The organism is Cyanobium sp. NIES-981 (genome assembly GCF_900088535.1).
In the GTDB taxonomy this organism is placed as follows: Bacteria; Cyanobacteriota; Cyanobacteriia; order PCC-6307; family Cyanobiaceae; genus NIES-981.
This window is the reverse complement of record NZ_LT578417.1, coordinates 1416094-1438761: the sequence shown is the minus strand read 5'-3', so window position 1 is coordinate 1438761 and position 22668 is coordinate 1416094. Positions and strand designations below refer to the sequence as shown.

Sequence of the window (22668 nt, the reverse complement as noted above, 5' to 3'; positions counted from 1 at the left end):
CGGCAGTTCAGGCCTGCAGCAGGGGCAAAACCGGTGCCGCTCACCGGTCAACCTGATTGACGCCACCCTTCAACCTGATTGACACGGGACAGTCCCACCACGTTGTTCAGCTGACGATTGGGTGTGAGGTCGCCAGGGTCGGGGTGTCACCGCCCATCCCAAGACCTCACACCCCATGCATAGCCACCCCAATGCCCGACTGACGCCGATCAGTCGGGAACGCCTGATTCGTCGGCACCTCAATGAGGGCGTGCCGCTCAAGGCCCTTGCGGCACAAGCCGGGATCAGCCTGCGCAGCGCCTACAAGTGGCTGGCGCGTTTCCGTGATGGCGGCGTAACGGCACTGGCGGATCGACGGAGTGTTCGCCGCACCCAGCGGCGGACGCTCGATCCGCAGCAACTGCAGCAGGCTGTGGATCTACGGCACCAGCGCTGCACTCTCCGGCGCATCGCCAGGGCCGTCAAGGCGCCCCTCTCGACCGTCGGACGTGTGATGAATGCCCTGGGGCTGGGACGGCTCAGAAATCTTGAACCCAAGGTTCCAGTTCGCCGCTACCAGTGGGAGCGGCCTGGCGACATGATCCATGTCGACACCAAACAGCTGGCCAGGTTTGAGCGGGTCGGTCACCGGATCACCGGTGACCGTCGTCAAGGCTCTTCCCGAGGCGCCGGCTACGAGAAGGTGCACGTCGCCATCGACGACGCCACCCGCCTGGCGTATGTGGAGGTGCTGGCCGACGAGCAGAGGGCAACGACTGTTGGATTCCTGGCCCGTGCAGTCGGTTGGTTCTCGGAGCAGGGGATCACCTGCCGGAGGATCCTGTCGGATAACGGCTCCGCCTACCGCTCAGGGGATTGGCGAAAAGCCTGCCGGGCATTGGATCTGAAACCCATCCGCACCAAGCCCTATACGCCGCAAACCAACGGCAAGGCCGAGCGGTTTATCAAAACGATCCTGGCGGAATGGGCCTACGTGATCGCCTACCAGACATCAGAGGAACGCAACCGCTGGCTACGTCGCTATCTGGCCATCTATAACGGCAACAGGTGCCACATGGCTCTCGGTGGCCTCACGCCTCAGCAGTCCCTCCAGCGATTGCTGATCGCTGAATGACCTGGTGAGAAAACACACCTAGAACCACCCGGGCCCAGGAGTTCCATGCGCATCAGGGGTTGGTGGATTGGGCTCATGCGCATGCGCATGGCGATGGTGTGCCGCAGGCGCTCGTAGGTGGCGGAGGGGGGCATGGAGCGATGTTGGCGGCTGCCTGGCGACCGGGCCAGGTTTGGATTTGGGCGGCTCGTCAGGCAGGCGCCCCTGCTGGGATCCCCTCTGGCGTGGGCGTGCAGCGGGCCAAGAGCGTCTATCCTTTTGTTTATACGCCTGAGTCCCATGGCTGCCACCCCTTCCCGCCAGGCCCTGCGCCGCTGGGGCAACAGCCTCGGCATCCGCTTGCCCGCCGCCATTGCCCGTGAGGCTCAGCTTCAGGCGGATCAGACCGTGGAACTCTCCGTTGTGGAGGGAGGCGTGATGATCCGGCCGGTGCAGCATCGCCTCTCCCTGGCCGAACGGCTCGAGGCCTACGAGCCCATGGCTGGTGAACCCACCGAGGCCATGGCCTTCCGTCCGGTTGGTGCTGAGGTCATCGAGTGAGTCCCCGCCGTGCCGTCCAAGGCTGGGTGCCGGATCGCGGCGATGTGATCTGGATCGACCACAACCCCCAGGCCGGCCGCGAGATGAAGGACCACCATCCCTTTGCGGTGCTCTCCACCGCTTCCTTCCATTCCACCGTGGGCCTGGTGGTGGGCTGCGCGATGACCACAGCTCCTTACAACCGTGGCTCCACCCTTGCGGTGGACCTGGGACCCATCCCCGATCGGCCGGGTTCCCACAGTTATGTGCTCTGCCAGCAGCTCAAATCCTTCGACTGGCGCGCCAGGGGCGCTCGCCCCCATCCGATCGGGCGACTGCACGACTCCCAGCTGGAGGAGGTGATGGCGATTGTGGGACAGATCCTTGGGTTGGTGGTGTAGGTCATGGCGTCGCGATGATCATCTGCATAGACACCGTCGACCCATGGGGGCTGGGGTGGCTGAAGGCCTGCTGTTCATCCGTGGCTGCCAACCCTCGCCTCAGCTGGAACCTGCGGGTCACGCCCGACGATCAGGCGCTGATCGATCACGCAGTCCGGTCCTCCGGCCTCACCCGAACCGACTTCGTTCTGCAGGCGGCCCGCACCGCCGCCCGTGAGCTGCTGGTGCAGCATGCCTGGCAGGCTGTTTCGCCCGAGCACTTTGACCAGTTTCTCCGCCAGCTCGATGCTCCTCCCAGTCCCACGGATCGCCTGCGACGCACCATGACGGCACCCAGGCCCTGGTAGCGCTGATGGATCAGCTGGCGCCGCAGCCGCTGGCGCAGCATCACAGCACGGCAGGCTTTGGCTGCGGCGACTCCGGCCTCAACCGCTGGCTCCAGCAGCGTGCCCTGGCCAACCAGACGCAACAGGCCTGATCCCATCCCCGTGGTGGTGCTGGCGCGGTTGGCGGTCTGCCGCAGCGTCCAGGGGCGCGGCATCGTGGTTGATGCCGCCTCCGCGGAAGCCCGCAGCTTCTTTCTCCCCATGGGTTTTGATCCCTCACCCATGGACCCCGACACCCTGCTGATCCGTCTCTCCGATGTGGGTGCTGGCGGCACAGCTGCTGCAGCTCGTCGCGTAGTGGCTCCGCCACGCTGGCCAGGTACCGCAATCGCTCAGTTCGTCGCCGCCGCTCAGGGAGTCGGCACCGTTGCCAGCGCGGCTGATGCGTTGAAGGTGAACCTTGCCCACCTTGCGCTTCCCAGGATCCACCAGGCCACGTCCTGCGCCGGGGCCGGGCAGGCTCTGGCCAGGCAACACCGTGGCCGAGCAGTTCCATGAGCATGAGCGGTTGGTCGATGGGGCTCATGCGCATGCGCATGGCGATGGTGTGCCGCAGGCGCTCGTAGGTGGCGGAGGGGGGCGAGGGCATGGAGGCATCCTCGCTGGGGTGAGACGGGGGTGGCACTTGCATGGTGCAGGTCCTGCCCCGCTCCACGTTCCTCATCCCAAGACCCCAGGAACGCCTAAGGTGTGTACACAAGTAGGCCAGGATGCCATGGTGGCCCGCGTTGGCATTCGGGAGTTGAGGGCCAGGCTTGCCTCCCATCTGGAATCAGCCACGCCGATCGAGGTCACCCGCCATGGCCGCACGATCGGCCTTTATGTGCCGCTCCCCCAGCAGGGTGACATGAGTGAGCGGGAGAGGCTGCTGGAGGCAGGCCGCCGCATGCAGGCTGAACTCGAGCGGATCGGCCTGGATGAAGAGACTCTTCAAGGCGACTTCCAGACCTGGCGCCAGCAGCAACGTGCCGGCCAGCAAAGCTGAAGCTGGAGATGGAACGCAAGCGTCTTGTACTGGACGCCAACATCCTGATTCGTGGTTGCTTCGGTCGGCGCGTGCGGGCTGTTCTCGCCGACCATGCTGATCAGGCCGATTTCTTTGTGGCTCAGGCGGCCTTCTCTGAAGCCAGCCGCTATGTCGCCGATCTTGCAGGTAGGAGGGGGTTGGATGCGGCTGTCTGCACCGAAGCGCTCCACAGTCTGCTGAGCATTGTGCAGGTGGTCGACGATGAACTGCTGGAGCACGCCAGGGATGAAGCGCTGGCCCGAATCAGGGATCCCGAAGACTGGCCCACCCTGGCCCTCAGCCTTCAACTGGAGTGTGCGGTCTGGACAGAAGATCAGGATTTCTTCGGTACCGGAGTGGCCACCTGGACCTGCGCCACCGTGGAGCGGTATCTGAGGGGTTGACATGGCCCGCCAGACGATTCGCCCGATAGCAGATTGGCGCTGTCGATCAGGGAGCAGGCACCGCTGCCATAGCGGGTGATGCCGTTGCAGGGCTGCGGCGCCCGAGCAGTTCCAATCGCTGCGCGGAAGCCTTCGGCTACAGCATCAAGGGCTGATTCATGGGGCTCATGCGCAAGCGCTCGGCGATGGTGTGCCGCAGACGCTCGTGGGTGGCGGGGGTGGCGGGGCATGGAGGAATCCTCGCTGGGGTGAGACGGGGGTGGCACTGGTGGCGGAGAAGCCCGACGGTCATGCCATGCCCTCCGTCATGCCCTCAGCCAAGCCTTGCGGGACGCCTCCTCACCCGTTGCGTGCGTCGGTTGTACTAACATTGTGCAGCTGCTTAAGCAGGAGAGGATTCGCCATGGCTGCCACCGGAGCTTCGCGTCCTGCGCGCTCAGCCCGGCTCGGCCTGCGCGCCACGCCGGAACAGGAAGCCGTGCTGCGCCGTGCCGCCGAGGTCACCCACAAGTCGCTCACCGACTTCATCCTCGACAGCGCCTGCCTCGCTGCCGAGCAGACGCTCCTTGATCAGCGCCTGTTCATGGTCTCGGGGTCCCATGCCCAGGCCCTGATCGATCTGCTGGACCGCCCTGAACAGGCCAACGAAGGGCTCCGTGATCTGTTCACGCGGCAGGCACCCTGGGACGCCCAGTGACCTGGCGGCCGCCGGAGCCGCTGGCCGTCCAGCACCGGCTGGAAGCCTTTGACTGCGGCAAGCCCACACTGAATCACTGGCTGTTTCACCACGCCCGCCAGGCGCAGACCAGTGGCTCGGCCCGAACGTTCGTCGTCGCGAACGAGGAGAACCGCGTTGTCGGCTATTTCAGCCTCACCGTGGGCCAGGTCGACACGGTGAAAGCGCCAGAGCGCATCCGTGCGGGCATGGGGCGATTCCCGCTGCCCGTGGTCATCCTGGCCAGGCTCGCCGTGTCACGGGAGAACCATGGACGTGGCCTCGGTGTCGGGATGCTTCAGGACGCGATCCGTCGGACGCTGGTGATCGCTGACCAGGCCGGAATTCGGGCGATCCTGACCCATCCCATCGACGACGATGCGGCCCGCTTCTACACCCGGTTCGGATTCATCACATCGCCGCTGCGCCAGCAGCAACTGCTTCTGCTGCTCAAGGACGCGAGGAAGATCCTCCGGTGAGCACCACCTCTCGGATCTTCAACATCCCGTTCCCGCCTTGGAATCAGATGCCTGTGTGTAAGAAGCACCGTGCGCATGCGCACCGCAGCTCCAGCTGCATGAGCGGTAGGTCGATGGGGCTCATGGGCCTGCATTCGGCGACGTCGTCGCGAAGGGAGGCGGGGTGGAACTCAAGGGTTGAGCAGCACTGCAGCTTGGCGATGGCTGGTCAGCCGCGCGCTTCACATGTTCTGGAGCAGCTCTGTATCCGGAAACCGGCTCAGTTCCTCAACCAGGCTCTTCACGGTTCTCATTTGCGGAATCCCTTCTTGGATTGATTGCGAGCGCAGGAAAATCATCTCAGCGTGCGCAGGATGTCCTTCATCAGCAGCACCAGATGCAACGGGTCGGTGGGAGATGGTTCGAATTCCGGGATCAGGTGGAGGTAGAACGCCCGCGCTGCAGTGCTCTCGGCATGGACGAGCAATCCCCGGCAGCCCACTTCAGTGCCGATCTGTGCCGTGCGGCTGATCACATCCGCCAGCAAGGCGGCACCGAGGCCCCGTCTTTCATGGTGCAGGTCCACTCCCAGCCGGGCCAACAGGGCCACGGGCTGGGGATAACGGCCAGCCCCTTTTCGCAGCCGCGGCGGAGCCTCCACAGCCGTGAGGCTGGCCATGCACCAGGCGTAGTACGCCACCACGTCGCTTCCGCCGACTTCGGTGACCACGAACACCCGGCTGGTGCCACCGCGGGCATGGGCCTGGCGGGCGTGCTTTCTCAGCCAGATCGTCTGCTCCTCGGATCGGCACTCGAAACCGTCGAGGCGATCAGCGGCCGCCAGCAGCCGGGGCGACCGGTACGTGGCGCTCATTCCTGGAAGGGAGAGGGTCGATCCATCAGCGCGCGTAGACCCTTCAGCGACCGTGCCGGCCGTTGGTTGATGCGCTCCCACGCCTCCAGCGCTTCGGGGTCGAGGCGGAACTCCTCACGATCAGCCAGCACCTGCTGCGCAGCGAGGCGCAGATGGGTGAGCACAAATCCGGTGAGATCGGTGCCGGAAGCGGCCACAGCCCGATCAATCAGTTGGCGGTCTTCAGTCGTAGCCCGGATTTCGATCCGCCGAGCACGAGCACGGCTGCCGGCGGTGTCCATTGGGCTGCCTGGGCGTACGTCCATCGTACGGCCAAAGCCATCGCCTGGGACATCGGTGGCACCAGTCCTTGCAGCCGCCCCACCCCCTTGCCCACCCGTGCCGTCTTCTCGTTCAAAGGCTTTCCCGGCGTCCCGGTGCGCCACCTCTATCTCCACCACGACGGCTACCCCACCGGCGCCGCCTGGCGGTTTGCGGAGACCTTGCGCGCGTCCTCCGATCCCGCTGCCCTCCTGGCCACTTTCCTGAGATCCCAGCCCAGGGCGGAGCCGATCGAGAACCCCGAGCAGGCCGCCGATGCCGAGTACCGCTACCAGGTGCAGCTGCTCCACGGCCCGGATCCCAGGCTGCAAGTGCAGTGCTGGAGGCGTCCTCCGGGCAGCAGCGGCTGAAGCAGCTCGAAAAACGTCTGCGGCACCAGGTGCTGCCGCAGCGGCTGCCAATTCACCCGCACCAGCCAGCCCTCCTGGCTCCAGTTCTCGCCCGTGGAGCCAAACTCCGGCGGCTTCTCCGCCGTGACCGCCGCCGTTTCCACCAGCCCGATCTGGCTGATGCGCCCATTCGCATAGCTGAACACCACATCCCCCCGCTGGCAGCGGCTGAGGTTGTCGTAGCTCACATTGCCCGCGCCGTTGGCTTTCGTCTTCGGCGACCAGATGTAGCCGCCGTCGGTTTCCTGGCGGTAGGTCTGCTTGTGGTTGACCCACCAGTAGGAGGGCACGGATCCGGACTGGGCTTTGCTTGTTGTAGACGAGTCTGCCCTGGCTGGCCTCAATAGCCCTGCTGGGTTGGGATCACCCCCCGCACCCCACCCCGCGGCTCCTCGCAATCCCCCTCTCGCCTGGGAATCAGATGCCAGTGCGCATGAAACACCGTCTTCCCGGTCGCCTCGCCTGAATTCAGACCCACGTTCCAGACGCTGATCGAGGTGTCCTGGGTGACGTGACCCCCTTTATCGGTCCAGGGCTTATGAGAGTGGGTGGTCATGGTCATGCTGCAGCTCCTTGTTGAGCTGCCTCCAGGGGCGTACGCCCCTGGAGGGCCGAATGCGGCCTGAGTGAGTTGTACTCCCATCGCCAGCGATCGGCCAGGATCTGAGCCTCCGGGGCTGTGGTGAACAACTCGGTGTTGAGGAATTCATCGCGGAAGCGGCCGTTGAAGGATTCTGCGAATCCGTTCTCCCATGGGGATCCCGGCGCGATGTAGGCCGTGCTGGTGGCGCTGCTGGCCTCGCACCAGTCCCGTAGGGCCTGCGCAATGAACTCCGGGCCGTTGTCCGATCGGATGAACGCTGGCGCCGGGTAGAGGCTGGTGAGTTCCTCCAGCACAGTCACCACGTCTTTGGCCTTGCACCGCCTGCCCACCCGGATCGCCAGGCAGAGGCGGCTGTGCTCGTCGATCACGTTCAGGAACTTGAGTCTGCGGCCATCGGCGGTGGCATCGAACTGGAAATCCATGGCCCACACCTGGTGGGGATGCTGGGCCCGGTGACGCCTCACCGAGCCGTCGGCGGGCCGTGCCCGCTTCCGCTTCCTGGGAGTGGGCCGCTGCAGCCCCTCCTCCCGCCAGAGCCGTTGCACCCGCTTGTGGTTCACGGTCCAGCCCTCCCGACGCAGCAGGCGGTAGGCCATGCGGCGGCCCCAGCGGATGTGCTCAGCTGCAATCTCCCTCAGGCGGTGCCGAAGCTTGGTCTCCTCCAGGTCGACGACCTTCCCGCAATGGCGCTGGGTGCTGCGGTGCTGCCCCACAACACGGCAGGCCTGGCGCTCTGATGCCCGGTAACGCTCCTGCAGGACCGTGACGGCCCTGCGACGGCGTTCCGGGCTCAGAAGTTTCCCTCCGCAAGGTCCTTGAGCATCGCCTTCTCCAACTCGGCTTCTGCCAACAACTTCTTGAGCCGGGCGTTCTCCTTCTCCAGCTGCGTCAGCCGGCGGGCCTCCTCGGCCTGCATGCCGCCGTACTGCTGCCGCCAGCGGTGATACGTCGGCTGCGTCACCTCGATGACGCGGCAGACATCGGCGACGGTCTTGCCCTGGGCAATCAGCTGGTCGGCGGTCTTGAGCTTGCGGATGATCTGCTCCGCTGTGTGCCTGGTGCGTTTCATGGTGAAGTCCCCGGCCCAGTCTGGCCGGCTGAGGACTCTCATTCACCCTGGACCAATTCCCGGGGTCCACGTCATGGGCACTCAGCTGCTCCCGGCGCTGCTTCAGCAGCTCCACCACGGCGTTCCATTGCGGCTGGTGCAGCGCCAACCCGTCGGCCCCATGGCCTGACGCCATGGCGATTCACGACGGGAGGGTGGATCGCGGGCGGCTCGAGCCGCCGCCACGGCTAGAACGACCACATCACGCCGGTGCCGGCGCCGCCATGGCGATGACGCCCCACTCTCCCCAGGCCGCCTGGCCGCCGGGCCTGCCCTACGCGGACTGGCAGGACACCTGCAGGACCCTGCACCTGTGGACCCAGATCGTCGGCAAGATCCGGATGGCGCTCACGCCCGCCATCAACCACTGGTGGCACGCCACGCTCTACGTGACCCCGCGCGGACTCACCACAGGCACCATTCCCTGCGCCGCGCGCACGTTGGAGATCCGCTTCGACTTTCTCGAGCATCAGCTGCGCCTCGAGGCCAGCGATGGAGCCAGCCGCAGCATCCAGCTGGCGCCCCGATCCGTCGCCGATTTCCACCGGGCGGTGATGGCGGCCATGAACGAGCTGGGCATCGAGGTCTCGATCTGGACCATGCCTCAGGAACTGGCGGATCCGATTCCGTTCGAGCTCGATGAGCTCCATGCGGCCTACGATCCGGCCGCCGTGCAGCGGTTCTGGCAGATCCTGGTGCAGGCGGATCGTGTCTTCACCCTCTTCCGATCCGGATTCATCGGCAAGTCGAGTCCGGTGCATTTTTTCTGGGGCAGTTTCGATCTGGCGCTCACCCGGTTCTCCGGTCGTCCGGCTCCGCCCCATCCCGGTGGCGTTCCGGGGATGGCCGATTGGGTCACCCGGGAGGCCTACTCCCATGAGGTGAGCAGCTGCGGCTTCTGGCCCGGCGGCGGATCGATCGCCGAGCCCGTGTTCTATGCCTATGCCTATCCCGCCCCTGCTGGCTACAGCGCTTCCCCCGTTCACCCCGGGGAGGCCTTCTTCAGCCCCGAGCTGCAGGAGTTCCTTCTCCCCTACGAGGTGGTGAGGCAGGCGGCTGATCCCGATGCCCTGCTCCTGGACTTTCTCCAGAGCAGCTACGACGCTGCCGCCAATCTGGCCCACTGGGACCGTCCGGCGCTGGAGCGCACAGCAGCAGGGTGATTCGCCAGTCGCGGGCCGATCAGGGAGGTCACCACACGATGCCGGAAACCATGGCGAACAGTCAGATCCGTGCCCCCCGGATGGCCAAGGGCCGGCTGGAGGCCTTCAGTGATGGGGTCATCGCCATCATCATCACCATCATGGTGCTGGAGCTGAAGGCACCGCCCCAGGCCGATCTGGCGGCGATGCGGGCGCTGATCCCGGGATTCCTGAGCTATGTGCTGAGCTTCGTGTATGTGGGCATCTACTGGAACAACCACCACCATCTCTTTCAGGTGGTGAAGCACGTGAACGGCGCCACCCTCTGGGCCAACCTGCATCTGCTGTTCTGGTTGTCACTGTTTCCCTTCGCCACCGCCTGGATCGGGGAGAACCCGTTCGCCGCCCTGCCCGTGGCCTTCTATGGGGTGGTGCTGCTGCTGGCGGCGCTGGCCTATTTCCTGCTCACGCGCACCCTGGTGCTGCATCACGGGGCCGGCTCCGCCCTGGCCAGAGCCCTGGGCCGTGATCGCAAGGGCAAGCTCTCGTTGCTGCTCTATGCCGCAGCGATTCCCCTCGCCTTTGCCAGCGCCTGGCTGGCGTGTGCGCTCTACATCCTGGTGGCCGTGATCTGGCTCGTTCCCGATCGCCGGATGGAACGGGCGCTGACCCCCTGAACCCGGGCCGATCGAGCCGTTTCTACCCCACCCCGCCGGAGCCGAGCGAGCGCAGGATCGCCCAGAGGCTGCCGCCGGCCTCGGGCCGCTCGATGCCCCGGTTCACGAACCACATCGCGCCCGCCATGCCGTTGAGCGCCAGCACCGCCAGCCACACCTTCCATCCCTCCGGCAGCTTCATGGCATGGGCCCAGGCAACGGCGCCCATCATCTCCGCCGCCCCTGCCGCCTGACACAATCCACAGGCGCCCACCCCCAGGCAACACCATGGCCGTTCTCGGGAAGGAGGCGATCCTGCAGGCGATCGCCCAGGGCGCGATCACGATCACGCCCTTCGATCCGGAGCGGGTGGGGCCGGCCTCGGTGGACCTCACCCTCGCCTCCACGGTGCGCGTGTTCCGCAAGGTGCATGCGGTGATCCACGTGGGCGAGCACACCGACTACCGGGAGCTCACCGAGAAGATCGAGGTGCCCCAGGGCCAGCACATCCTGATCATGCCGGGCGAAACGGTGCTGGGCATCACCCAGGAGCGGCTGCGGCTGGGGCCCGGCCTCTGCGGCTGGCTCGAGGGCCGCAGCCGCTTCGCGCGCCTCGGCCTGATGGTGCACATCAGCGCCCCGTTCATGGGCCCGGGCATCGACAGCCAGCAGGTGCTGGAGATGAGCAACTTCGGCCCCGCGCCCCTGGCGGTGTATCCCGGCACCGCCATCTGCCAGTTCGTGTTCCAGAAGCTGCAGGGCAGCGAGAGCTACGCGGGCCGCTTCGCCGGGCAGACGGAGCACTCCTTCTGAGCGCCTGCGCAGGCCGGGCCCGCGGGCAGCACGGCGCGGCTTGGCCCCTGCCTTCAGGGCGTGCAGGCCCCCTTGGCGCTGATCACCACCTCGTCGCCCAGCTTCACGCTCTGGAGCAGGGTCCGCATCATGGGCTCGGCCACGTTGAGGCAGCCACCGGTCACCTGCTCACCGATGCGCGCATCGTTGTTGCTGCCGTGGATGGCGAAGCTGTACCAGCGGAATGTGCCGTCGTAGGTGTTGAACGCAAAGGGCTGCGGCACGCTGTCCACCGGTGCCAGGCTCACGTAGCCGATGCCGTACTCACCGGTTTCGCCATCGCCGCTGAAGTCGATCGCGTTCATGTTGCGGAACAGGGTTGTTTTCAGCTCGGTCTCGGATTTTCCCGACTGGGCGATCAGCGCCGGATCCATCACGAAGCGGTCGTTGCTGAGAATCGCATTCACCTTGAATCGCCCCAGCGGCGTGTAGCCCTCCTCGAAGCGGCTGCCCGCGCAGGTGATGCCCTTGCGGCCGAAGCCCACCTTGAACACGGTGCGGTCTTCGCCGCGGGGCAGCACACCGAAGCTCAGGGAGGGATCGCCCGGATCGAGCTCGATCTTGATCGGGCCCGTGATGCCGGTGGCCTCCTGCCTGGCCTGCTGGCTCTCCCCACAGCCGGACAGGGCCAGAAGAGCGACCCCCATCAGGCCAAGGGTTGCTACACGAGGCATGGCGGGCCCGCACGTCCGGGCCCATGATGCCGGGCCGTGCATGAGCTGGTCTGCCGCTGGCGGCCGGGCAGCCCGCTGTCCGGTGGCAGCGGCGTGGCTAGGGATGGGGAAGAGCTGCCGGTGCGGGCAGAACCCTGTGAGCCGTTCCACTGTGAGCCGTTCGAGCGTCATCGAACGCGAGGTCATCGTCCAGTCGGCAGGCGTCGTGCTGGCAGGCAGCCTCACGCTGCCGGATCCTGCTGCCGCCCTGGTGCTGTTCGCCCACGGCAGCGGCAGCAGCCGCTTCAGCCGCCGCAACCGCGCCGTGGCGAGGGTGCTGATGGAGGGCGGGCTGGCCACGCTGCTGTTCGATCTGCTCACCACCGCCGAGGGGCGCCGCGATGCGCTGGATCGCTCGCTGCGTTTCGACATCCCCCTGCTTGGCCGGCGCCTGATCGGGGCGATCGACTGGGCAGGCTGCCAGGCGGAGCTGGGCGGCCTGCCGATCGGCCTGTTCGGGGCCAGCACCGGCGCTGCCGCCGCCCTCACGGCGGCAGCGGCTCGCCCGGATCGGGTGGGCGCCGTGGTGTCCCGCGGGGGGCGCGCGGATCTCGCTGCCGAGGCCCTGGCGCGGGTGGGCAGCCCCACGCTGCTCATCGTCGGCGGAGCCGACCTGGAGGTGCTGCAGCTCAATCGCTGGGCCGCCGCGCGGCTCACCGCCCCCCATGCCCTCCAGGTGGTGCCGGGAGCCAGCCATCTGTTCGAGGAGCCCGGAACCCTGGAGCAGGTTGCCCAGCTGGCCCGCACCTGGTTTCTCCAGCACCTCGCAGGGGCCAGGCCCTGAAGGCTTCCAGGATCCCCTACCCCTCCTCAGACCATGGCTGCTCGACCCCCTCTCTGGACCGATCGCCACCAGGCGGGTGTGGCCCTGGCGCACGCCTTCGCCGACCGCCGGGGCCGCGCGCATGACACCACCCTGCTGGCGCTGCCGCGAGGGGGTGTGCCGGTGGCGGCGGCGATGGCCTCGCGCCTGGGCCTACCCCTGGCCACCTGGTCGGTGCGCAAGGTGGCCGATCCGGCCTCGCCGGAGCTGGCGATCGGTGCGGTGGCCGCCGGCGGGGTGGTGGTGTGGCGCAACGGCGAGGGCGCCCGCCGCCGGGCGACCAACGCCACCACCCACGGCTGGCTGGCGGCGCAGGAGCAGGAACTGCGCCGCCGGCAGCAGCTTTTCGGCGATCCGCCGGCCGAGCGGCTGCGGGGCCGCCATCTGATCGTGGTGGATGACGGCATCGCCACCGGCATGACGATGCAGGCGGCCCTGCTTTCCCTGCGCCAGCTGGAGCCGGCCTCGCTGGAGCTGGCCGTGCCGGTGGTGGATCGGGTGGTCGCCACGGACCTGAGCCGGCAGGTGGATCGGCTGGTGGCCCTGGCCTCCGTGGATGATCTCCGGGCCGTGGGGCTGTGGTACGAGCACTTCGAGCAGCTTCGGGATGAGCAGGTGCTGGCCCTGCTCAACACCACCCCGCCGGCAGGGGAGCCGCTGCCGGCGGGGCCCTGAGCACTGGCCGCCACGTCAGGCCGGCGGCCGGGTTCAAAAGATGCCCAGGGTTTTCTTCTTGCAGTAGCCCGCCCCAACATTCATCCAGCCCGACTCGCAGGGCTTGCCGTTGGTGGGCTTCATCTCGTAGTAGATGGGCGAATTGCAGTGCTGCTTGAGGTCATTCACATACCCGAGCGGGCACTCGTCATAGCCCGGCAGTTTGGGAATCCGCTTCTGGGCCAGGGCTGCGCTGGGGATCCAGGCCGGAAGGCTCAGGAGGGCCGTGGCGAGAACGAGGGAGGCCTGCTTCACCGGGCGAACACTCAGCTGGTGCAACTGTAGGAGGGCTGCTGCTCATGGCCACGCGCCAAGCCCTTTCGCATCGGCGCCATCCCCCCAGCCATGAGCCACCAAACCCTGCCGCCGCTCGCCGGCCGCGAAGCCGAGCTCCTGGCCCTGGTGCAGCAGCCCGGCCCGGTGGCGCTGTCCCACACCAACCTTCAGCTGGGGGCGATCCGCTCCTGTTTCGCCTGTGCCCTGCACATGCACCAGCCCACGATTCCGGCCGGGGCGCAGGGCGAGCTGATCTGCCACCTGCAGTACATGCTCGAGCACCCGGGCGAGGGCGACAACCACAACGCCGAACCCTTCGCCCACTGCTACAGGCGCCTGGCCGAGATCCTTCCTCAGCTGATCCGGGAGGGGTGCAACCCGCGGATCATGCTCGATTACTCCGGCACCCTGCTGTGGGGTTTCCAGCAGATGGGCCGCCACGACATTCTCGCGGCGCTGCAATCGCTGGCCTGCGATCCCACCCTCCAGCCCCATGTGGAGTGGCTGGGCACCTTCTGGGGCCATGCCGTGGCGCCCTCCACGCCCATCCCCGATCTGTTGCTGCAGATCCAGGCCTGGCAGCACCAGTTCGCGGCCCTGTTCGGCGACGCGGCCCTGCAGCGGGTGAAGGGCTTCTCCCTGCCGGAGATGGCCCTGCCCAACCATCCCGACACGCTCTTTGCCCTGGTGCAGGCGCTGCGGGAGTGCGGCTACCGCTGGCTGCTGGTGCAGGAGCACAGCGTGGAGAACCTGGACGGTTCACCCCTGCGTGATGGGCAGCGCTTCCTCCCGAACCAACTGGTGGCCCGCAGTTCCAGCGGGGACGAAGTGTCCATCACCGCCCTGATCAAGACCCAGGGTTCCGACACCAAGCTGGTGGGCCAGATGCAGCCGTACGACCAGGCTCTGGGGATGGACCGGGTGGCGCTGGGGGGGATCCCGATTCCCCCAGTGGTGAGCCAGATCGCCGATGGCGAAAACGGCGGCGTGATGATGAACGAATTCCCGCCCGCCTTCATCCAGGCCCATCAGCGCATCGCCGCCGAACAAGGCGGCACCGCGGGTGGCGCCGCCGCGGGCACCGTGGCGATCAACGGCACGGAATACCTCGAACTGCTGGAGGCCGCCGGCCTGCCGTCCGCCGCGTACCCCCGGATCCAGGCGGTGGGGCAGCAGCGGCTCTGGCAGCAGCTGGGCGGCCCACCGACCCAGGGCGGCACCCCGGCGGCTACGACAGCGGCCATCACCGCGCTGCAGGCGAGTGATCCCTCCTTCGCCATGGAGGGCGCCTCCTGGACCAACGACCTCAGCTGGGTGGAGGGCTACACCAACGTGCTGGAACCGATGAACCAGCTCAGCGCCCGCTTCCACCAGGTGTTCGATCCCCTGGTGGCTGTTGACCCCGCCACAACCGCGACCCCCGCCTATCAGGAAGCTCTACTCCATCTGCTGCTGCTCGAAACCAGCTGTTTCCGCTACTGGGGCCAGGGCGTCTGGACCGATTACGCCCGAGAGATCCACCGGCGCGGCGTCGCTGCCCTCGGGGGTTCGCCGCCCTCTGCCTGAGCCGAGCAATTCCCATACGATCGCCGTGTCGATGCCTCCCAGGAGCGATGCAGCGATCAGAACGGGACTTCATCACCAGAGACCCCCACAAGGGGGGGGCGGCTTCACTGGCCTCCCTTGGTGTCCCGGCCTCCATCGCGATGGTGCTCGCCATCGGGCTGGCGGGCCGCGGCTCGGCTGGCGAAGGGCCGTCCTCGCTCGCCGCGCCGACGCCCACCCCCATCCCCGCCCGCCTGGCTCCGTTCGGCGACGGCTACCCCGCGGCGGGGGATCCCTGCCGGCGCCTCGGCGAAAGTGCGGCCACCTCCTCCTACCTCGATGACAGTGCGGTGCTGGTGGGCTGCCCCAGTGTCGAGGCCGCGGCGGCCCTGGGCGGCCGGGTGGTCGCCACGGTGGACGGCACCACGCTGGTGTCGATCCCAAGCTCGGCTTCCTTCCCCCGCTCGGATTCCACCGGGGGCGACGCCCTGGTGCCGGGCACCGACTACAACGCCACCACTTCGGTGGCCTGCGGCTTTGACGGCGGCGAACCCAGCGGAAGCTGCCCGGCCGGGGTGAAGCGCCGCTGGGGCGAGGACGGCACCACCCTGGTGGAGATCACCAAGCCCGACGGCCGCAAGCGGGCCCTGTTCTTCCGGGGCACCACCCCCTACGGCGCCGACAGCGCCCAGGCGGACGGGTCGGCCGGCTGGTCCTTCGCGGTGTCCCGTCGCGACGATCAGAGCGTGATCCGCTTCGGCCCGGAGACCTACGTGATCGTGGATGCCTTCGTGGTGGGCGGCTGAGCCACCGGGCTCACTCGCTGTCCGTGATGCAGCCCTCCAGCACGGTCTGCCAGTCGCCCTGGTCGTCCAGACGCTGCAGGAAGCCCTCCTCCCCCTTGCTCCACCACTGCCAGAGCTGGCCGCTGCTGTAGCGCGCTCCCGAGCCCGACACCAGCTGCGGCAAGGTGAGGAGCTGCCCGCCGGGCGGCTGCAGCCGCACGAACGCGAGGCTGTCGTCGCTGAGGCGGCCGTAGCGCACCGCCAGTTCCCTGGCGCCGCTGCAGCGGTAGAGCACCGGCTCCCCCAGCTCCACCCCAAGGTCTTCCGCTGCCACGGGAGCCACGCCAGCCACGGGAGCCACGGCCGTGAGCAGCAGCATGCCGACAGCCAGCGGCGCACTGGCCAGGCGGGCGATCAGGGCAGAACAGGGTTGCAGCACCATCCAATCCGCGGCTGCCCACCAGTCTCGGCCCGTTGCAGGCGCTTGGCGGGGCCGTCAGCTGACGCCACTCTGGAAGCAGCAGCCAGGCGTCCGATCACCCGTCGTCTTCCGCTTCATGGCTGGCTTCCCCTGCCGGGTGCCCTGGTCCTGACGGCCCTTCTGCTGCTGGCACCGGCCGCGGCGATGGGCGCCGCAGCTCCGGACGGGCGCCCCTGGACCGCCGCCTCCTCCGATCCGCGCACGCTTGGCTGGATGCAGGGCTCGCCGCCGCCGCCGGATCGGGTGATCGGATTCGGGGATCCCCAGGCCTTCAGCTTCCCCCGGCTGCGCTGGAGCGTGTGCCACACCGACCAGCTGATGCCCACCCGGGCCGTGAGCCGCGGGCTCGGACCCGTGCGCCCCCTGCCGCGCCAGGAACGTGCCGACCTCGACGCCGTGCGCTTCCAGCCCTGGGGCACCAGCCAGCCGATGACCTGGGGGCAGGCCTTCGACGCCAACTTCACCGACGGCCTCCTGGTGCTGCACCGGGGCGCGGTGGTCTACGAGCGCTACGCCGGCTGCCTGGGCCCCACCGGCCGCCATGCCGCCATGTCACTCACCAAGTCGCTGGTGGGGCTGCTCGGTGAGGTGCTGGTGGCCGAGGGCGTGCTGAACGCCAACGCGCAGGTGTGCGCCACCATCCCGGAGCTGGCCGGCAGCGCCTTCGGCGAGGCCACCGTGCGCCAGGTGCTCGACATGACCACCGCCCTCGACTACTCCGAGGACTACGCCGATCTGAACGCCGGCGTCTGGAAGCACGCCGCCGCTGGTAACGCCCTGCCCAAGCCGTCCGACTACAGCGGCCCTCGCACCTACTTCGAATTCCTGCAGACGGTGAAGCCGAAGGGGGTTCATGGCCAGGCCTTCGGCTACAAGACCGTGAACACCGACGTGCTCGGCTGGCTGATCAGCCGCGCCACCGGCCAGCCCCTCACCGATGTGATGGCCGAGCGGCTGTGGAGCCGCCTGGGAGCTGAGGCCGGCGCCTTCTTCAGCGTGGATTCGATCGGCACCCCCTTCGCCGGCGGCGGCTTCAACGCCTCCCTGCGCGACATGGCCCGTGTCGGCCAGCTGATGCTCGAGGAGGGCCGCGTCGGCACCGAGCAGGTGATCCCCGCGGCGGTGATCCGCGGCATCCGCGCCGGCGGCGATCGGGCCGCCTTCGCCCGGGCCGGCTACAAGCAGCTCCAGGGCTGGAGCTACCGCGGCATGTGGTGGGTGAGCCATGACGCCAACGGCACCGTCATGGCCCGGGGCGTGCACGGCCAGTCGCTCTGGATCGACCCGGCGGCCCGGGTGGTGATCGCCCGCTTCGCCTCCCACCCGGTGGCCGGCAACGCCGCCAACGACGCCACCACCCTGCCGGCCTACCGGGCGATCAGTCGCCATCTCGTTAGCCACTCGGTTCGACGCTGATCGGTCTGGAAACCACTTGAAATCCCTCGGCGCTGAAGGGAGACAAGGGGTCAGAGACAAGGGGTTTTCTGCAAAGTTCTGTCATTATGCCGTTTATATATCCCGAAATAATGTTTGCTGATCAGCTGGACCCCGAGGCGCAGCGTTTCCCCTGGCTGGGGCGTGTCTGGTTTTTCAGCCGGGTTGGCCTGATTCTGTTGGCCCTCTTGGCCGTGAAGCTCCTGGTGCACCGCATGGGCTGGGAAGTACTGGACCCGAATCTCCTGCTCCCGGCATTGGTGGCATCCGAGGTATTTCTGTTGGGCTTCCTGTTGAATGGGATCTTGATGGATTACAAGGAGAGTGAGAAGATTCCAGGCGAATTGGCCGCTGCTCTGGAGTGCCTCGCCATGGAGGTCAGAAGTATTCGGGAGCTTCATCCGGAGGCTGAGGTCGTTGGTTCATTGGCGTTGCTGGTTCGCTTCAGTGAGGAGCTCCTGGCCTGGATGAAGCATGGCGGCCTCGACACCAGGCTTCTGGATTGCCTCGATGAACTGCAGCGTTCAATCCAACAGCTGGGTATCTGGCTAGCGGCCCCACTGCAGGCTCGCCTTCTGCTCGAACTGGCTAACATTCGGCGCGCCTTGTATCGGATCGAGGTGATACGTGAAATCACTTTTGTGCCCACTGTCTACTGGATGGCCTATGCAGGGACTGGATTCCTCATTGGAGGACTTATTCTTACTGAAATTGAGCCATTTGGAGAATCTCTTTTCTTTATTGCCGTGATATCATTCCTGTTGATCAAGTTGCTGTTGCTGATTGCTGATCTCGATAACCCGTTTGCGCGGGGTGAAGTGATGTCCGTCGAAAACGTATCGCTTCTGCCGGTCTCATTGGCTATTCGCAGGCTCCAAGATCTGGTGGAAGCTGCATGAGGCTGCTGCATTCTTAAGCGGACCCACAGGGCTCGCGCAGGGCAAAGACGAGTCGCAAGGCAGTGAACTTCCGCCGCAAGGTGGCGAGCGAAGCCTAGGCGCTCATAGCTGTTCTGCTTCCTGCCCGTGACCAGGACAAGCTGCCAAGCCGTCAATGCATGAAATTTTGAGCTGGGCGCAAAGGCCATCATGTCGGCTGGCGGAACATCAGCTGCAACAGCTGCGGCCAGTTGGGCTGCCACACGCCCGCTATGCGCCCTATTGGTCAAGATGATATTGCCTCCGTCGACTCTTCAGGTCTTCGGAGTTGCACATCCGGTCGCCTCGTGATAATCGCCGGCCTGAATCCGATCCGCTGGGACTTCGCCACGATTGGCATGCCCGGCACTCCCCATGGCCGTCAGCCCGAGGGCTCCAACCATTGCTGGGTTGCCCATGCGCATGGACTAGGAGCACGGCAATTGCGGTAGCAATCCCCTTGTTGATCGCGACCAAACTGCCTGCCCAGGATGCACGGCTTCGACGAGTTTTTGACAACCTTTATCACCTGAACCCGCTAGGAGTTTGCAGAAAAAATCTCGTCGCGAGGCGAGTTCTCCCCCTCCGTGACCCAGCCAGCTGGTCATGGCGAGGCGATTATTGGAATGACTCAGGCTCGCTGTGAGTCCCTGATCCTCGGGATTGGTACCTCGCTCGACGCTGAATCTCCTCGCAGGCTCCCATCTCTGGAGAACGGCCTGTTCATGCCATCGCCTCCACAGGCCTGAGCAGGTTGCTCAGGCGGATCAGGTTGTAGGCGATCACATGCAGTCCGAACATGGCACTGACATTGGCCTGGCCGCGCAGCTTGAACTGGCGCAGGCCGCCGAACTGCTTGATCCAGCCGAAAACCTTCTCGATGCCGCGGCGTGCATGGATCGACTTGGCATAGCCCTCATGGCGAGTGGTGCGGCCATCGATGGCGGAGCCGCCGGAGCGTCCTGCGTTCTGGGCGACATGCGGGGTAACGCCGATCCGTCGCATCTCTGCGACGAATCCATGGGTGTCGTAGTTCTTGTCAGCACCGATGGTTTTCTGGTGGTGCCCGGGGAGATCGGCGGCCATCTCCTTGGCCGCATCCCGTTCGCCGTAGCCGTCAGCCTGGGTCACCCGGCAATCCACCACCAGGGCATGGCGGTTGTCCATGAGCACATGCCCCCGGTAGCTGGGCAGGGCCGGGTGAACATTCGACTTGCGGGCCAGAAGAGCGTCGGGATCCGTGCCGGAGCGATGGGTCTTGTTGCTGAGACGCACCCCGCGGAAGTCGCCCTTGGCCCGCTTCCTGCCATCCTTGGCCGCCCCGAATCCCTCGCCAGGGCCTGATGGCGGAGGCGGCGGGTCATCCTCTCCGTCGATTCGCTCCAGGGAGGCATGTGAGGCCCAGGCTTGGAGCAGGGTGCCATCGACGGAGAAGTGTTCATTGCTGAGCAGCGGTTTCACCTCCGGTGCCGCCATCAGCTTCTCCAGGAACCGGCCCATCAACTGCTCGTTGAGCAGCCGCTCACGATTCTTGGTGAACGTGGTCGGATGCCAGATCGGATCGTCAGGACTCAAGCCCACAAACCAGCGGAACAGCAGGTTGTAGTCGAGCTGCTCCAGCAGCAGGCGCTCCGAACGGATCCCGTAGAACGCCTGCAGCAGTGAGGCCAGCAGCAATTGCTCAGGCGGTATCGATGGCCTGCCTTCTGAGGCATAGAGATGGCAGAAGGTGGGATTGAGGCGATCGAGAGCCTGATCCGCCAGCTTGCGAATCCGCCGCAGCGGATGGCCGGCCGGAATCCGCTCCTCGATCGAGACGTAGGAGAACAGTGAGCCTGTGCGCTCCTGCTGACCACGCATCAAGCCTGAGGCGGATACTCCATTTTCGCAGGGGTGGGCGGGTTTTTCAGCGAACTCCTAGAGAATCCAGGGAATCCAGACTGCCCGAAGGACCCTCTCTTCCAGGCGAAGTTCGCGACCCGCGCTCTGTTGCACACCAAGGCCGACGGGAAGGAAGGCCAGGCTGTGGCTACATAGGATGGGGTGCCATTGCTGTCTGCGTGGACATCGGTGCGGGTGGGGGCCGAAACGGGCGCTCAGCCGCTCCACCGAAGGGATTGGTGAAGCGGTAGACAACATGCCCCCGTGGGATCCCATACCTCCTGGGGATCAGGTGCTTCCCAGAGGAAACTGGATCTGTCAGTAGGCCTGGCGCACCATGATCAGGCTCCTGCCCTGTATCGGGGTCTGTACGTTCGTCAACCTGCGAGTAGGGCGGCAAGCCCTACGTGTTGTGACTTGCTTCGGGGATTAGCCCGTGATCCGCTGGCCATAATCACCGAGTGTTGCTGGCGTGGTTGGCGAAAGCTCCACCCATCCGGCTCCGCCCATCCGGCTCCGCCCATCCGGCTCCGCCCATCCGGCTCCATCGTGAACAGCACCACTGTGTCGCCCGACGACCTCCGCCTCGAGGCCCTCCGGCTGGAATTCGAGCACGAGGCCAGCTTCAATCTGGTGTTCGTGGTGCTCACGGTGGGGGCCACCCTGATCGCCACCCTGGGTCTGCTGGCCAACAGCCCCGGGGTGGTGATCGGCGCCATGGTGGTCGCCCCCTGGATCCTGCCCCTGCAGGCGATGGCCTTCGAGATCCTGCGGGGGCGGCTGCCGATGTTTCTGCGGGCCCTGCGCACCCTGCTGCTGGGGGTGGTGATCTGCGTGCTCCTGGCCATGGGGGTGGGCCATCTGGTGGCCTTCCCCAGCTTCGGCAGCGAGGTGATGAACCGCACCAGCCCCAACCTGCTGGATCTGGGTGTGGCCCTGGTGGCCGGCGCAGTGGCGATGTTCGCCAAACTCCGCAAAGAAGCGATCTCGGCCCTGGCCGGGCTGGCGATCGCCGTGGCCCTGGTGCCGCCGATGTGCGTGGTGGGAATCCTGCTGGCCTCGTCGTACTGGGCCCAGGCCTACGGGGCCCTGCTGCTCTTCACCACCAACCTGCTGGGGATCATGGTGGGCGCGATGGCGGCCCTGGCCACCCTCGAGCGGGTGTATCGGCGCCGCCTGTTCCACAGCCGCCTCGGTGTCACCAGCGTGGCCCTCACCGCTCTGCTGGTGATCCCCCTCGGGACAAGCTTCTTTCGCCTGGTGGATCGCTACCGGCTGGAAACGAAGGCTCAGCAGCTGGAGACCGTGATCGAACAGCAGCTGCGCAGCAGCACCATCACCCTCGGCGGCGATCCCGCCATTGATCTGGCGGGGATTTCCATCGACTGGCAGCAGAATCCACCGCTGATCCGGGCCCAGGTGCGGGTCACCGATCCCAAGCTGCCCACGTCCAGCCAGGTGGCGGCGGTGCAGGACTTCATCAACAGGAAACAGGCCCCCCTGCGCTTCCGGCTGATGGTGCAACGCACCGCGGTGGACCTGATCGGCCCGGAAACCGCTCCCAATCCCCCCGAACTGGAGGTGCTGCCTCCGCCGGAGCTGCCGCCGTTGCCGGAGGCCGTCCGACAGGATGGGTGATCTCCAAGATCTGATCGCCTCCACGCTCACGCCAGCGGCCTTCGCGCCGTTCGGCTTTGTGATCCAGCCTCAGCCCGATGCCGATCCCTGGCAGCCGGGGGATGCGGAGCTTCACTTCCGCGGCGGTCCGCCCCGCCTTTATCTGATGACGCTGCCGCCGCGGGGCCTGGCGCTGTCCGAGCTCGCCCGTCATCGGCTGGTGAGCCAGGCACTCGGTGCCATCGACAGCCCTGACTGGTTCCTGGTGGTGGCCCGGCCCGACCATCCCGCCGATCGCCCCTTCGATCCCGCCACCGATCTGCACGCCTTCCGCATCCCGTCGCGCCGGCTGGTGGTGCTGCATCCGGGCACCTGGCATGCCGGACCGCTGTTCGAGGGGCCGGGCGAGCGGGTGTTCCTCAACCTGGAATCCCGCACCACCAACCTCGACGACCGCACCCTGTTGCCGATCGGAGGCAGCGGCCGCTGCGTTGTGGTCAGCGACGCGGCGGTGGGCCGCCACTGACGTTGCA

Annotated in this window: 30 protein-coding genes; 20 read left to right on the top strand and 10 right to left on the bottom strand. The window is 66.6% G+C overall.

The annotated features are described in order from the left end of the window. Positions 1 to 175: 175 nt before the first annotated feature. The 9 genes from CBM981_RS07335 to CBM981_RS07295 all read left to right on the top strand — a co-directional run bounded on the left by CBM981_RS07335 (position 176) and on the right by CBM981_RS07295 (position 5024). Positions 176 to 1114, top strand: coding sequence for an IS481 family transposase (locus CBM981_RS07335; RefSeq protein ID WP_087067884.1), 939 nt, complete (start codon positions 176 to 178; stop codon positions 1112 to 1114). A 279-nt stretch (positions 1115 to 1393) separates the two neighbouring features. Continuing rightward, positions 1394 to 1654 carry an AbrB/MazE/SpoVT family DNA-binding domain-containing protein gene (locus CBM981_RS07330; protein WP_087067883.1) on the top strand — a complete coding sequence of 87 codons (261 nt, stop codon included), beginning with the start codon at positions 1394 to 1396 and terminating at the stop codon, positions 1652 to 1654. Positions 1655 to 1680: 26 nt separating this feature from the next. Further along, the gene (locus CBM981_RS07325; protein WP_225867590.1) at positions 1681 to 2034 is read left to right on the top strand and encodes a type II toxin-antitoxin system PemK/MazF family toxin; all 354 of its coding nucleotides are present in this window, start codon (positions 1681 to 1683) and stop codon (positions 2032 to 2034) included. 80 nt (positions 2035 to 2114) lie between these two features. After that, entirely contained in the window at positions 2115 to 2381 is a 267-nt protein-coding gene (locus tag CBM981_RS07320) for a DUF1778 domain-containing protein (RefSeq protein ID WP_087067881.1), read from the top strand. A gap of 5 nt (positions 2382 to 2386) precedes the next feature. Next, on the top strand, positions 2387 to 2512 hold the full coding sequence (locus tag CBM981_RS16040; protein WP_255376849.1) for a hypothetical protein: 126 nt from the start codon (positions 2387 to 2389) through the stop codon (positions 2510 to 2512). 623 nt (positions 2513 to 3135) lie between these two features. Further along, complete coding sequence (locus CBM981_RS07310) at positions 3136 to 3405, top strand: prevent-host-death protein (RefSeq protein WP_087067880.1); 270 nt, start codon at positions 3136 to 3138, stop codon at positions 3403 to 3405. A gap of 8 nt (positions 3406 to 3413) precedes the next feature. Continuing rightward, positions 3414 to 3830, top strand: a complete 417-nt coding sequence (locus tag CBM981_RS07305; protein WP_087067879.1) for a PIN domain-containing protein — start codon at positions 3414 to 3416, stop codon at positions 3828 to 3830. A 403-nt stretch (positions 3831 to 4233) separates the two neighbouring features. Beyond that, positions 4234 to 4527 (top strand): DUF1778 domain-containing protein, encoded by a 294-nt coding sequence (locus tag CBM981_RS07300; RefSeq protein ID WP_087067878.1) that lies wholly within the window; start codon positions 4234 to 4236, stop codon positions 4525 to 4527. Then, entirely contained in the window at positions 4524 to 5024 is a 501-nt protein-coding gene (locus CBM981_RS07295) for a GNAT family N-acetyltransferase (protein WP_087067877.1), read from the top strand. Before CBM981_RS07300 ends, CBM981_RS07295 begins: the two co-directional genes overlap by 4 nt. A gap of 334 nt (positions 5025 to 5358) precedes the next feature. Here CBM981_RS07295 and CBM981_RS07290 read toward each other — a convergent pair whose 3' ends face one another. The 5 genes from CBM981_RS07290 to CBM981_RS07265 all read right to left on the bottom strand — a co-directional run bounded on the left by CBM981_RS07290 (position 5359) and on the right by CBM981_RS07265 (position 8260). Next, complete coding sequence (locus tag CBM981_RS07290; RefSeq protein ID WP_087067876.1) at positions 5359 to 5877, bottom strand: GNAT family N-acetyltransferase; 519 nt, start codon at positions 5875 to 5877, stop codon at positions 5359 to 5361. Continuing rightward, positions 5874 to 6158 carry a DUF1778 domain-containing protein gene (locus CBM981_RS07285; protein WP_087067875.1) on the bottom strand — a complete coding sequence of 95 codons (285 nt, stop codon included), beginning with the start codon at positions 6156 to 6158 and terminating at the stop codon, positions 5874 to 5876. Before CBM981_RS07285 ends, CBM981_RS07290 begins: the two co-directional genes overlap by 4 nt. Positions 6159 to 6466: 308 nt before the next feature. Continuing rightward, a complete protein-coding gene (locus tag CBM981_RS07275) occupies positions 6467 to 6877 on the bottom strand; it encodes a hypothetical protein (protein WP_087067874.1) in 411 nt (136 codons plus the stop codon). Positions 6878 to 6927: 50 nt separating this feature from the next. Continuing rightward, positions 6928 to 7143 (bottom strand): HIT family protein, encoded by a 216-nt coding sequence (locus CBM981_RS16195; RefSeq protein ID WP_369801691.1) that lies wholly within the window; start codon positions 7141 to 7143, stop codon positions 6928 to 6930. Positions 7144 to 7145: 2 nt separating this feature from the next. Continuing rightward, a protein-coding gene (locus CBM981_RS07265; RefSeq protein WP_369801647.1) for an IS3 family transposase occupies positions 7146 to 8260 on the bottom strand; the annotation gives its coding sequence in 2 pieces (ribosomal slippage) (positions 7146 to 7999 and positions 7999 to 8260; 1116 coding nt in all). A gap of 269 nt (positions 8261 to 8529) precedes the next feature. Here CBM981_RS07265 and CBM981_RS07260 point away from each other — a divergent pair. Together CBM981_RS07260 and CBM981_RS07255 are read left to right on the top strand one after the other, a co-directional pair. After that, positions 8530 to 9462, top strand: coding sequence for a DUF5996 family protein (locus tag CBM981_RS07260; protein ID WP_225867589.1), 933 nt, complete (start codon positions 8530 to 8532; stop codon positions 9460 to 9462). A 50-nt stretch (positions 9463 to 9512) separates the two neighbouring features. After that, positions 9513 to 10118: a TMEM175 family protein gene (locus CBM981_RS07255; protein WP_225867588.1), complete on the top strand. Its 606-nt coding sequence runs from the start codon at positions 9513 to 9515 to the stop codon at positions 10116 to 10118. A 22-nt stretch (positions 10119 to 10140) separates the two neighbouring features. On the opposite strand, the gene CBM981_RS07250 is transcribed toward CBM981_RS07255, so the two are convergent. Next, the gene (locus CBM981_RS07250; RefSeq protein WP_087069268.1) at positions 10141 to 10326 is read right to left on the bottom strand and encodes a hypothetical protein; all 186 of its coding nucleotides are present in this window, start codon (positions 10324 to 10326) and stop codon (positions 10141 to 10143) included. A gap of 59 nt (positions 10327 to 10385) precedes the next feature. Between CBM981_RS07250 and dcd the strand changes: the two genes are divergently transcribed. Beyond that, a complete protein-coding gene (gene dcd / locus CBM981_RS07245; protein ID WP_087067871.1) occupies positions 10386 to 10910 on the top strand; it encodes a dCTP deaminase in 525 nt (174 codons plus the stop codon). Positions 10911 to 10963: 53 nt separating this feature from the next. Here the strand turns inward: dcd and CBM981_RS07240 are convergent, their stop codons facing one another. Beyond that, the gene (locus CBM981_RS07240) at positions 10964 to 11623 is read right to left on the bottom strand and encodes a L,D-transpeptidase family protein (RefSeq protein WP_087067870.1); all 660 of its coding nucleotides are present in this window, start codon (positions 11621 to 11623) and stop codon (positions 10964 to 10966) included. A gap of 136 nt (positions 11624 to 11759) precedes the next feature. Between CBM981_RS07240 and CBM981_RS07235 the strand changes: the two genes are divergently transcribed. Together CBM981_RS07235 and CBM981_RS07230 are read left to right on the top strand one after the other, a co-directional pair. Continuing rightward, the gene (locus tag CBM981_RS07235) at positions 11760 to 12446 is read left to right on the top strand and encodes a dienelactone hydrolase family protein (RefSeq protein ID WP_225867587.1); all 687 of its coding nucleotides are present in this window, start codon (positions 11760 to 11762) and stop codon (positions 12444 to 12446) included. A gap of 33 nt (positions 12447 to 12479) precedes the next feature. Next, positions 12480 to 13160, top strand: a complete 681-nt coding sequence (locus CBM981_RS07230; RefSeq protein ID WP_087067868.1) for a phosphoribosyltransferase — start codon at positions 12480 to 12482, stop codon at positions 13158 to 13160. Positions 13161 to 13193: 33 nt separating this feature from the next. On the opposite strand, the gene CBM981_RS07225 is transcribed toward CBM981_RS07230, so the two are convergent. After that, complete coding sequence (locus CBM981_RS07225) at positions 13194 to 13454, bottom strand: hypothetical protein (protein ID WP_172820845.1); 261 nt, start codon at positions 13452 to 13454, stop codon at positions 13194 to 13196. A gap of 90 nt (positions 13455 to 13544) precedes the next feature. Here CBM981_RS07225 and CBM981_RS07220 point away from each other — a divergent pair, with 90 nt between their 5' ends. Further along, entirely contained in the window at positions 13545 to 15041 is a 1497-nt protein-coding gene (locus tag CBM981_RS07220) for a glycosyl hydrolase family 57 (protein WP_087067867.1), read from the top strand. Positions 15042 to 15181: 140 nt separating this feature from the next. Beyond that, positions 15182 to 15826 carry a hypothetical protein gene (locus tag CBM981_RS07215; protein ID WP_197686676.1) on the top strand — a complete coding sequence of 215 codons (645 nt, stop codon included), beginning with the start codon at positions 15182 to 15184 and terminating at the stop codon, positions 15824 to 15826. 10 nt (positions 15827 to 15836) lie between these two features. Here the strand turns inward: CBM981_RS07215 and CBM981_RS07210 are convergent, their stop codons facing one another. Beyond that, entirely contained in the window at positions 15837 to 16247 is a 411-nt protein-coding gene (locus CBM981_RS07210) for an MliC family protein (protein WP_087067866.1), read from the bottom strand. A 183-nt stretch (positions 16248 to 16430) separates the two neighbouring features. Here CBM981_RS07210 and CBM981_RS07205 point away from each other — a divergent pair, with 183 nt between their 5' ends. Both CBM981_RS07205 and CBM981_RS07200 read left to right on the top strand, forming a co-directional pair. Continuing rightward, a complete protein-coding gene (locus CBM981_RS07205) occupies positions 16431 to 17702 on the top strand; it encodes a serine hydrolase (protein WP_087069265.1) in 1272 nt (423 codons plus the stop codon). Positions 17703 to 17812: 110 nt separating this feature from the next. Continuing rightward, on the top strand, positions 17813 to 18619 hold the full coding sequence (locus CBM981_RS07200) for a hypothetical protein (RefSeq protein WP_157665370.1): 807 nt from the start codon (positions 17813 to 17815) through the stop codon (positions 18617 to 18619). A gap of 741 nt (positions 18620 to 19360) precedes the next feature. Here the strand turns inward: CBM981_RS07200 and CBM981_RS07195 are convergent. After that, positions 19361 to 20497 (bottom strand): IS5 family transposase, encoded by a 1137-nt coding sequence (locus CBM981_RS07195; protein WP_087066680.1) that lies wholly within the window; start codon positions 20495 to 20497, stop codon positions 19361 to 19363. Between the two features lie 570 nt (positions 20498 to 21067). On the opposite strand from CBM981_RS07195, the gene CBM981_RS07190 reads away from it, so the two are divergent. Together CBM981_RS07190 and CBM981_RS07185 are read left to right on the top strand one after the other, a co-directional pair. Then, a complete protein-coding gene (locus CBM981_RS07190) occupies positions 21068 to 22156 on the top strand; it encodes a DUF389 domain-containing protein (protein ID WP_087067864.1) in 1089 nt (362 codons plus the stop codon). Next, positions 22149 to 22661, top strand: coding sequence for an ureidoglycolate lyase (locus CBM981_RS07185; RefSeq protein WP_087067863.1), 513 nt, complete (start codon positions 22149 to 22151; stop codon positions 22659 to 22661). Before CBM981_RS07190 ends, CBM981_RS07185 begins: the two co-directional genes overlap by 8 nt. The last annotated feature ends 7 nt before the right edge of the window (positions 22662 to 22668 follow it).

Coding starts and splice junctions, on each gene's coding strand:
- CBM981_RS07335 (WP_087067884.1), top strand. CDS start 176: ATGCATAGCCACCCCAATGCCCGACTGACGCCGATCAGTCGGGAACGC.
- CBM981_RS07330 (WP_087067883.1), top strand. CDS start 1,394: ATGGCTGCCACCCCTTCCCGCCAGGCCCTGCGCCGCTGGGGCAACAGC.
- CBM981_RS16040 (WP_255376849.1), top strand. CDS start 2,387: ATGGATCAGCTGGCGCCGCAGCCGCTGGCGCAGCATCACAGCACGGCA.
- CBM981_RS07310 (WP_087067880.1), top strand. CDS start 3,136: ATGGTGGCCCGCGTTGGCATTCGGGAGTTGAGGGCCAGGCTTGCCTCC.
- CBM981_RS07305 (WP_087067879.1), top strand. CDS start 3,414: ATGGAACGCAAGCGTCTTGTACTGGACGCCAACATCCTGATTCGTGGT.
- CBM981_RS07300 (WP_087067878.1), top strand. CDS start 4,234: ATGGCTGCCACCGGAGCTTCGCGTCCTGCGCGCTCAGCCCGGCTCGGC.
- CBM981_RS07290 (WP_087067876.1), bottom strand. CDS start 5,877: ATGAGCGCCACGTACCGGTCGCCCCGGCTGCTGGCGGCCGCTGATCGC.
- CBM981_RS07285 (WP_087067875.1), bottom strand. CDS start 6,158: ATGGACACCGCCGGCAGCCGTGCTCGTGCTCGGCGGATCGAAATCCGG.
- CBM981_RS16195 (WP_369801691.1), bottom strand. CDS start 7,143: ATGACCACCCACTCTCATAAGCCCTGGACCGATAAAGGGGGTCACGTC.
- CBM981_RS07260 (WP_225867589.1), top strand. CDS start 8,530: ATGACGCCCCACTCTCCCCAGGCCGCCTGGCCGCCGGGCCTGCCCTAC.
- CBM981_RS07255 (WP_225867588.1), top strand. CDS start 9,513: ATGGCGAACAGTCAGATCCGTGCCCCCCGGATGGCCAAGGGCCGGCTG.
- CBM981_RS07250 (WP_087069268.1), bottom strand. CDS start 10,326: ATGGGCGCCGTTGCCTGGGCCCATGCCATGAAGCTGCCGGAGGGATGG.
- dcd (WP_087067871.1), top strand. CDS start 10,386: ATGGCCGTTCTCGGGAAGGAGGCGATCCTGCAGGCGATCGCCCAGGGC.
- CBM981_RS07240 (WP_087067870.1), bottom strand. CDS start 11,623: ATGCCTCGTGTAGCAACCCTTGGCCTGATGGGGGTCGCTCTTCTGGCC.
- CBM981_RS07230 (WP_087067868.1), top strand. CDS start 12,480: ATGGCTGCTCGACCCCCTCTCTGGACCGATCGCCACCAGGCGGGTGTG.
- CBM981_RS07220 (WP_087067867.1), top strand. CDS start 13,545: ATGAGCCACCAAACCCTGCCGCCGCTCGCCGGCCGCGAAGCCGAGCTC.
- CBM981_RS07215 (WP_197686676.1), top strand. CDS start 15,182: ATGGTGCTCGCCATCGGGCTGGCGGGCCGCGGCTCGGCTGGCGAAGGG.
- CBM981_RS07210 (WP_087067866.1), bottom strand. CDS start 16,247: ATGGTGCTGCAACCCTGTTCTGCCCTGATCGCCCGCCTGGCCAGTGCG.
- CBM981_RS07205 (WP_087069265.1), top strand. CDS start 16,431: ATGGGCGCCGCAGCTCCGGACGGGCGCCCCTGGACCGCCGCCTCCTCC.
- CBM981_RS07200 (WP_157665370.1), top strand. CDS start 17,813: ATGTTTGCTGATCAGCTGGACCCCGAGGCGCAGCGTTTCCCCTGGCTG.
- CBM981_RS07195 (WP_087066680.1), bottom strand. CDS start 20,497: ATGCGTGGTCAGCAGGAGCGCACAGGCTCACTGTTCTCCTACGTCTCG.
- CBM981_RS07185 (WP_087067863.1), top strand. CDS start 22,149: ATGGGTGATCTCCAAGATCTGATCGCCTCCACGCTCACGCCAGCGGCC.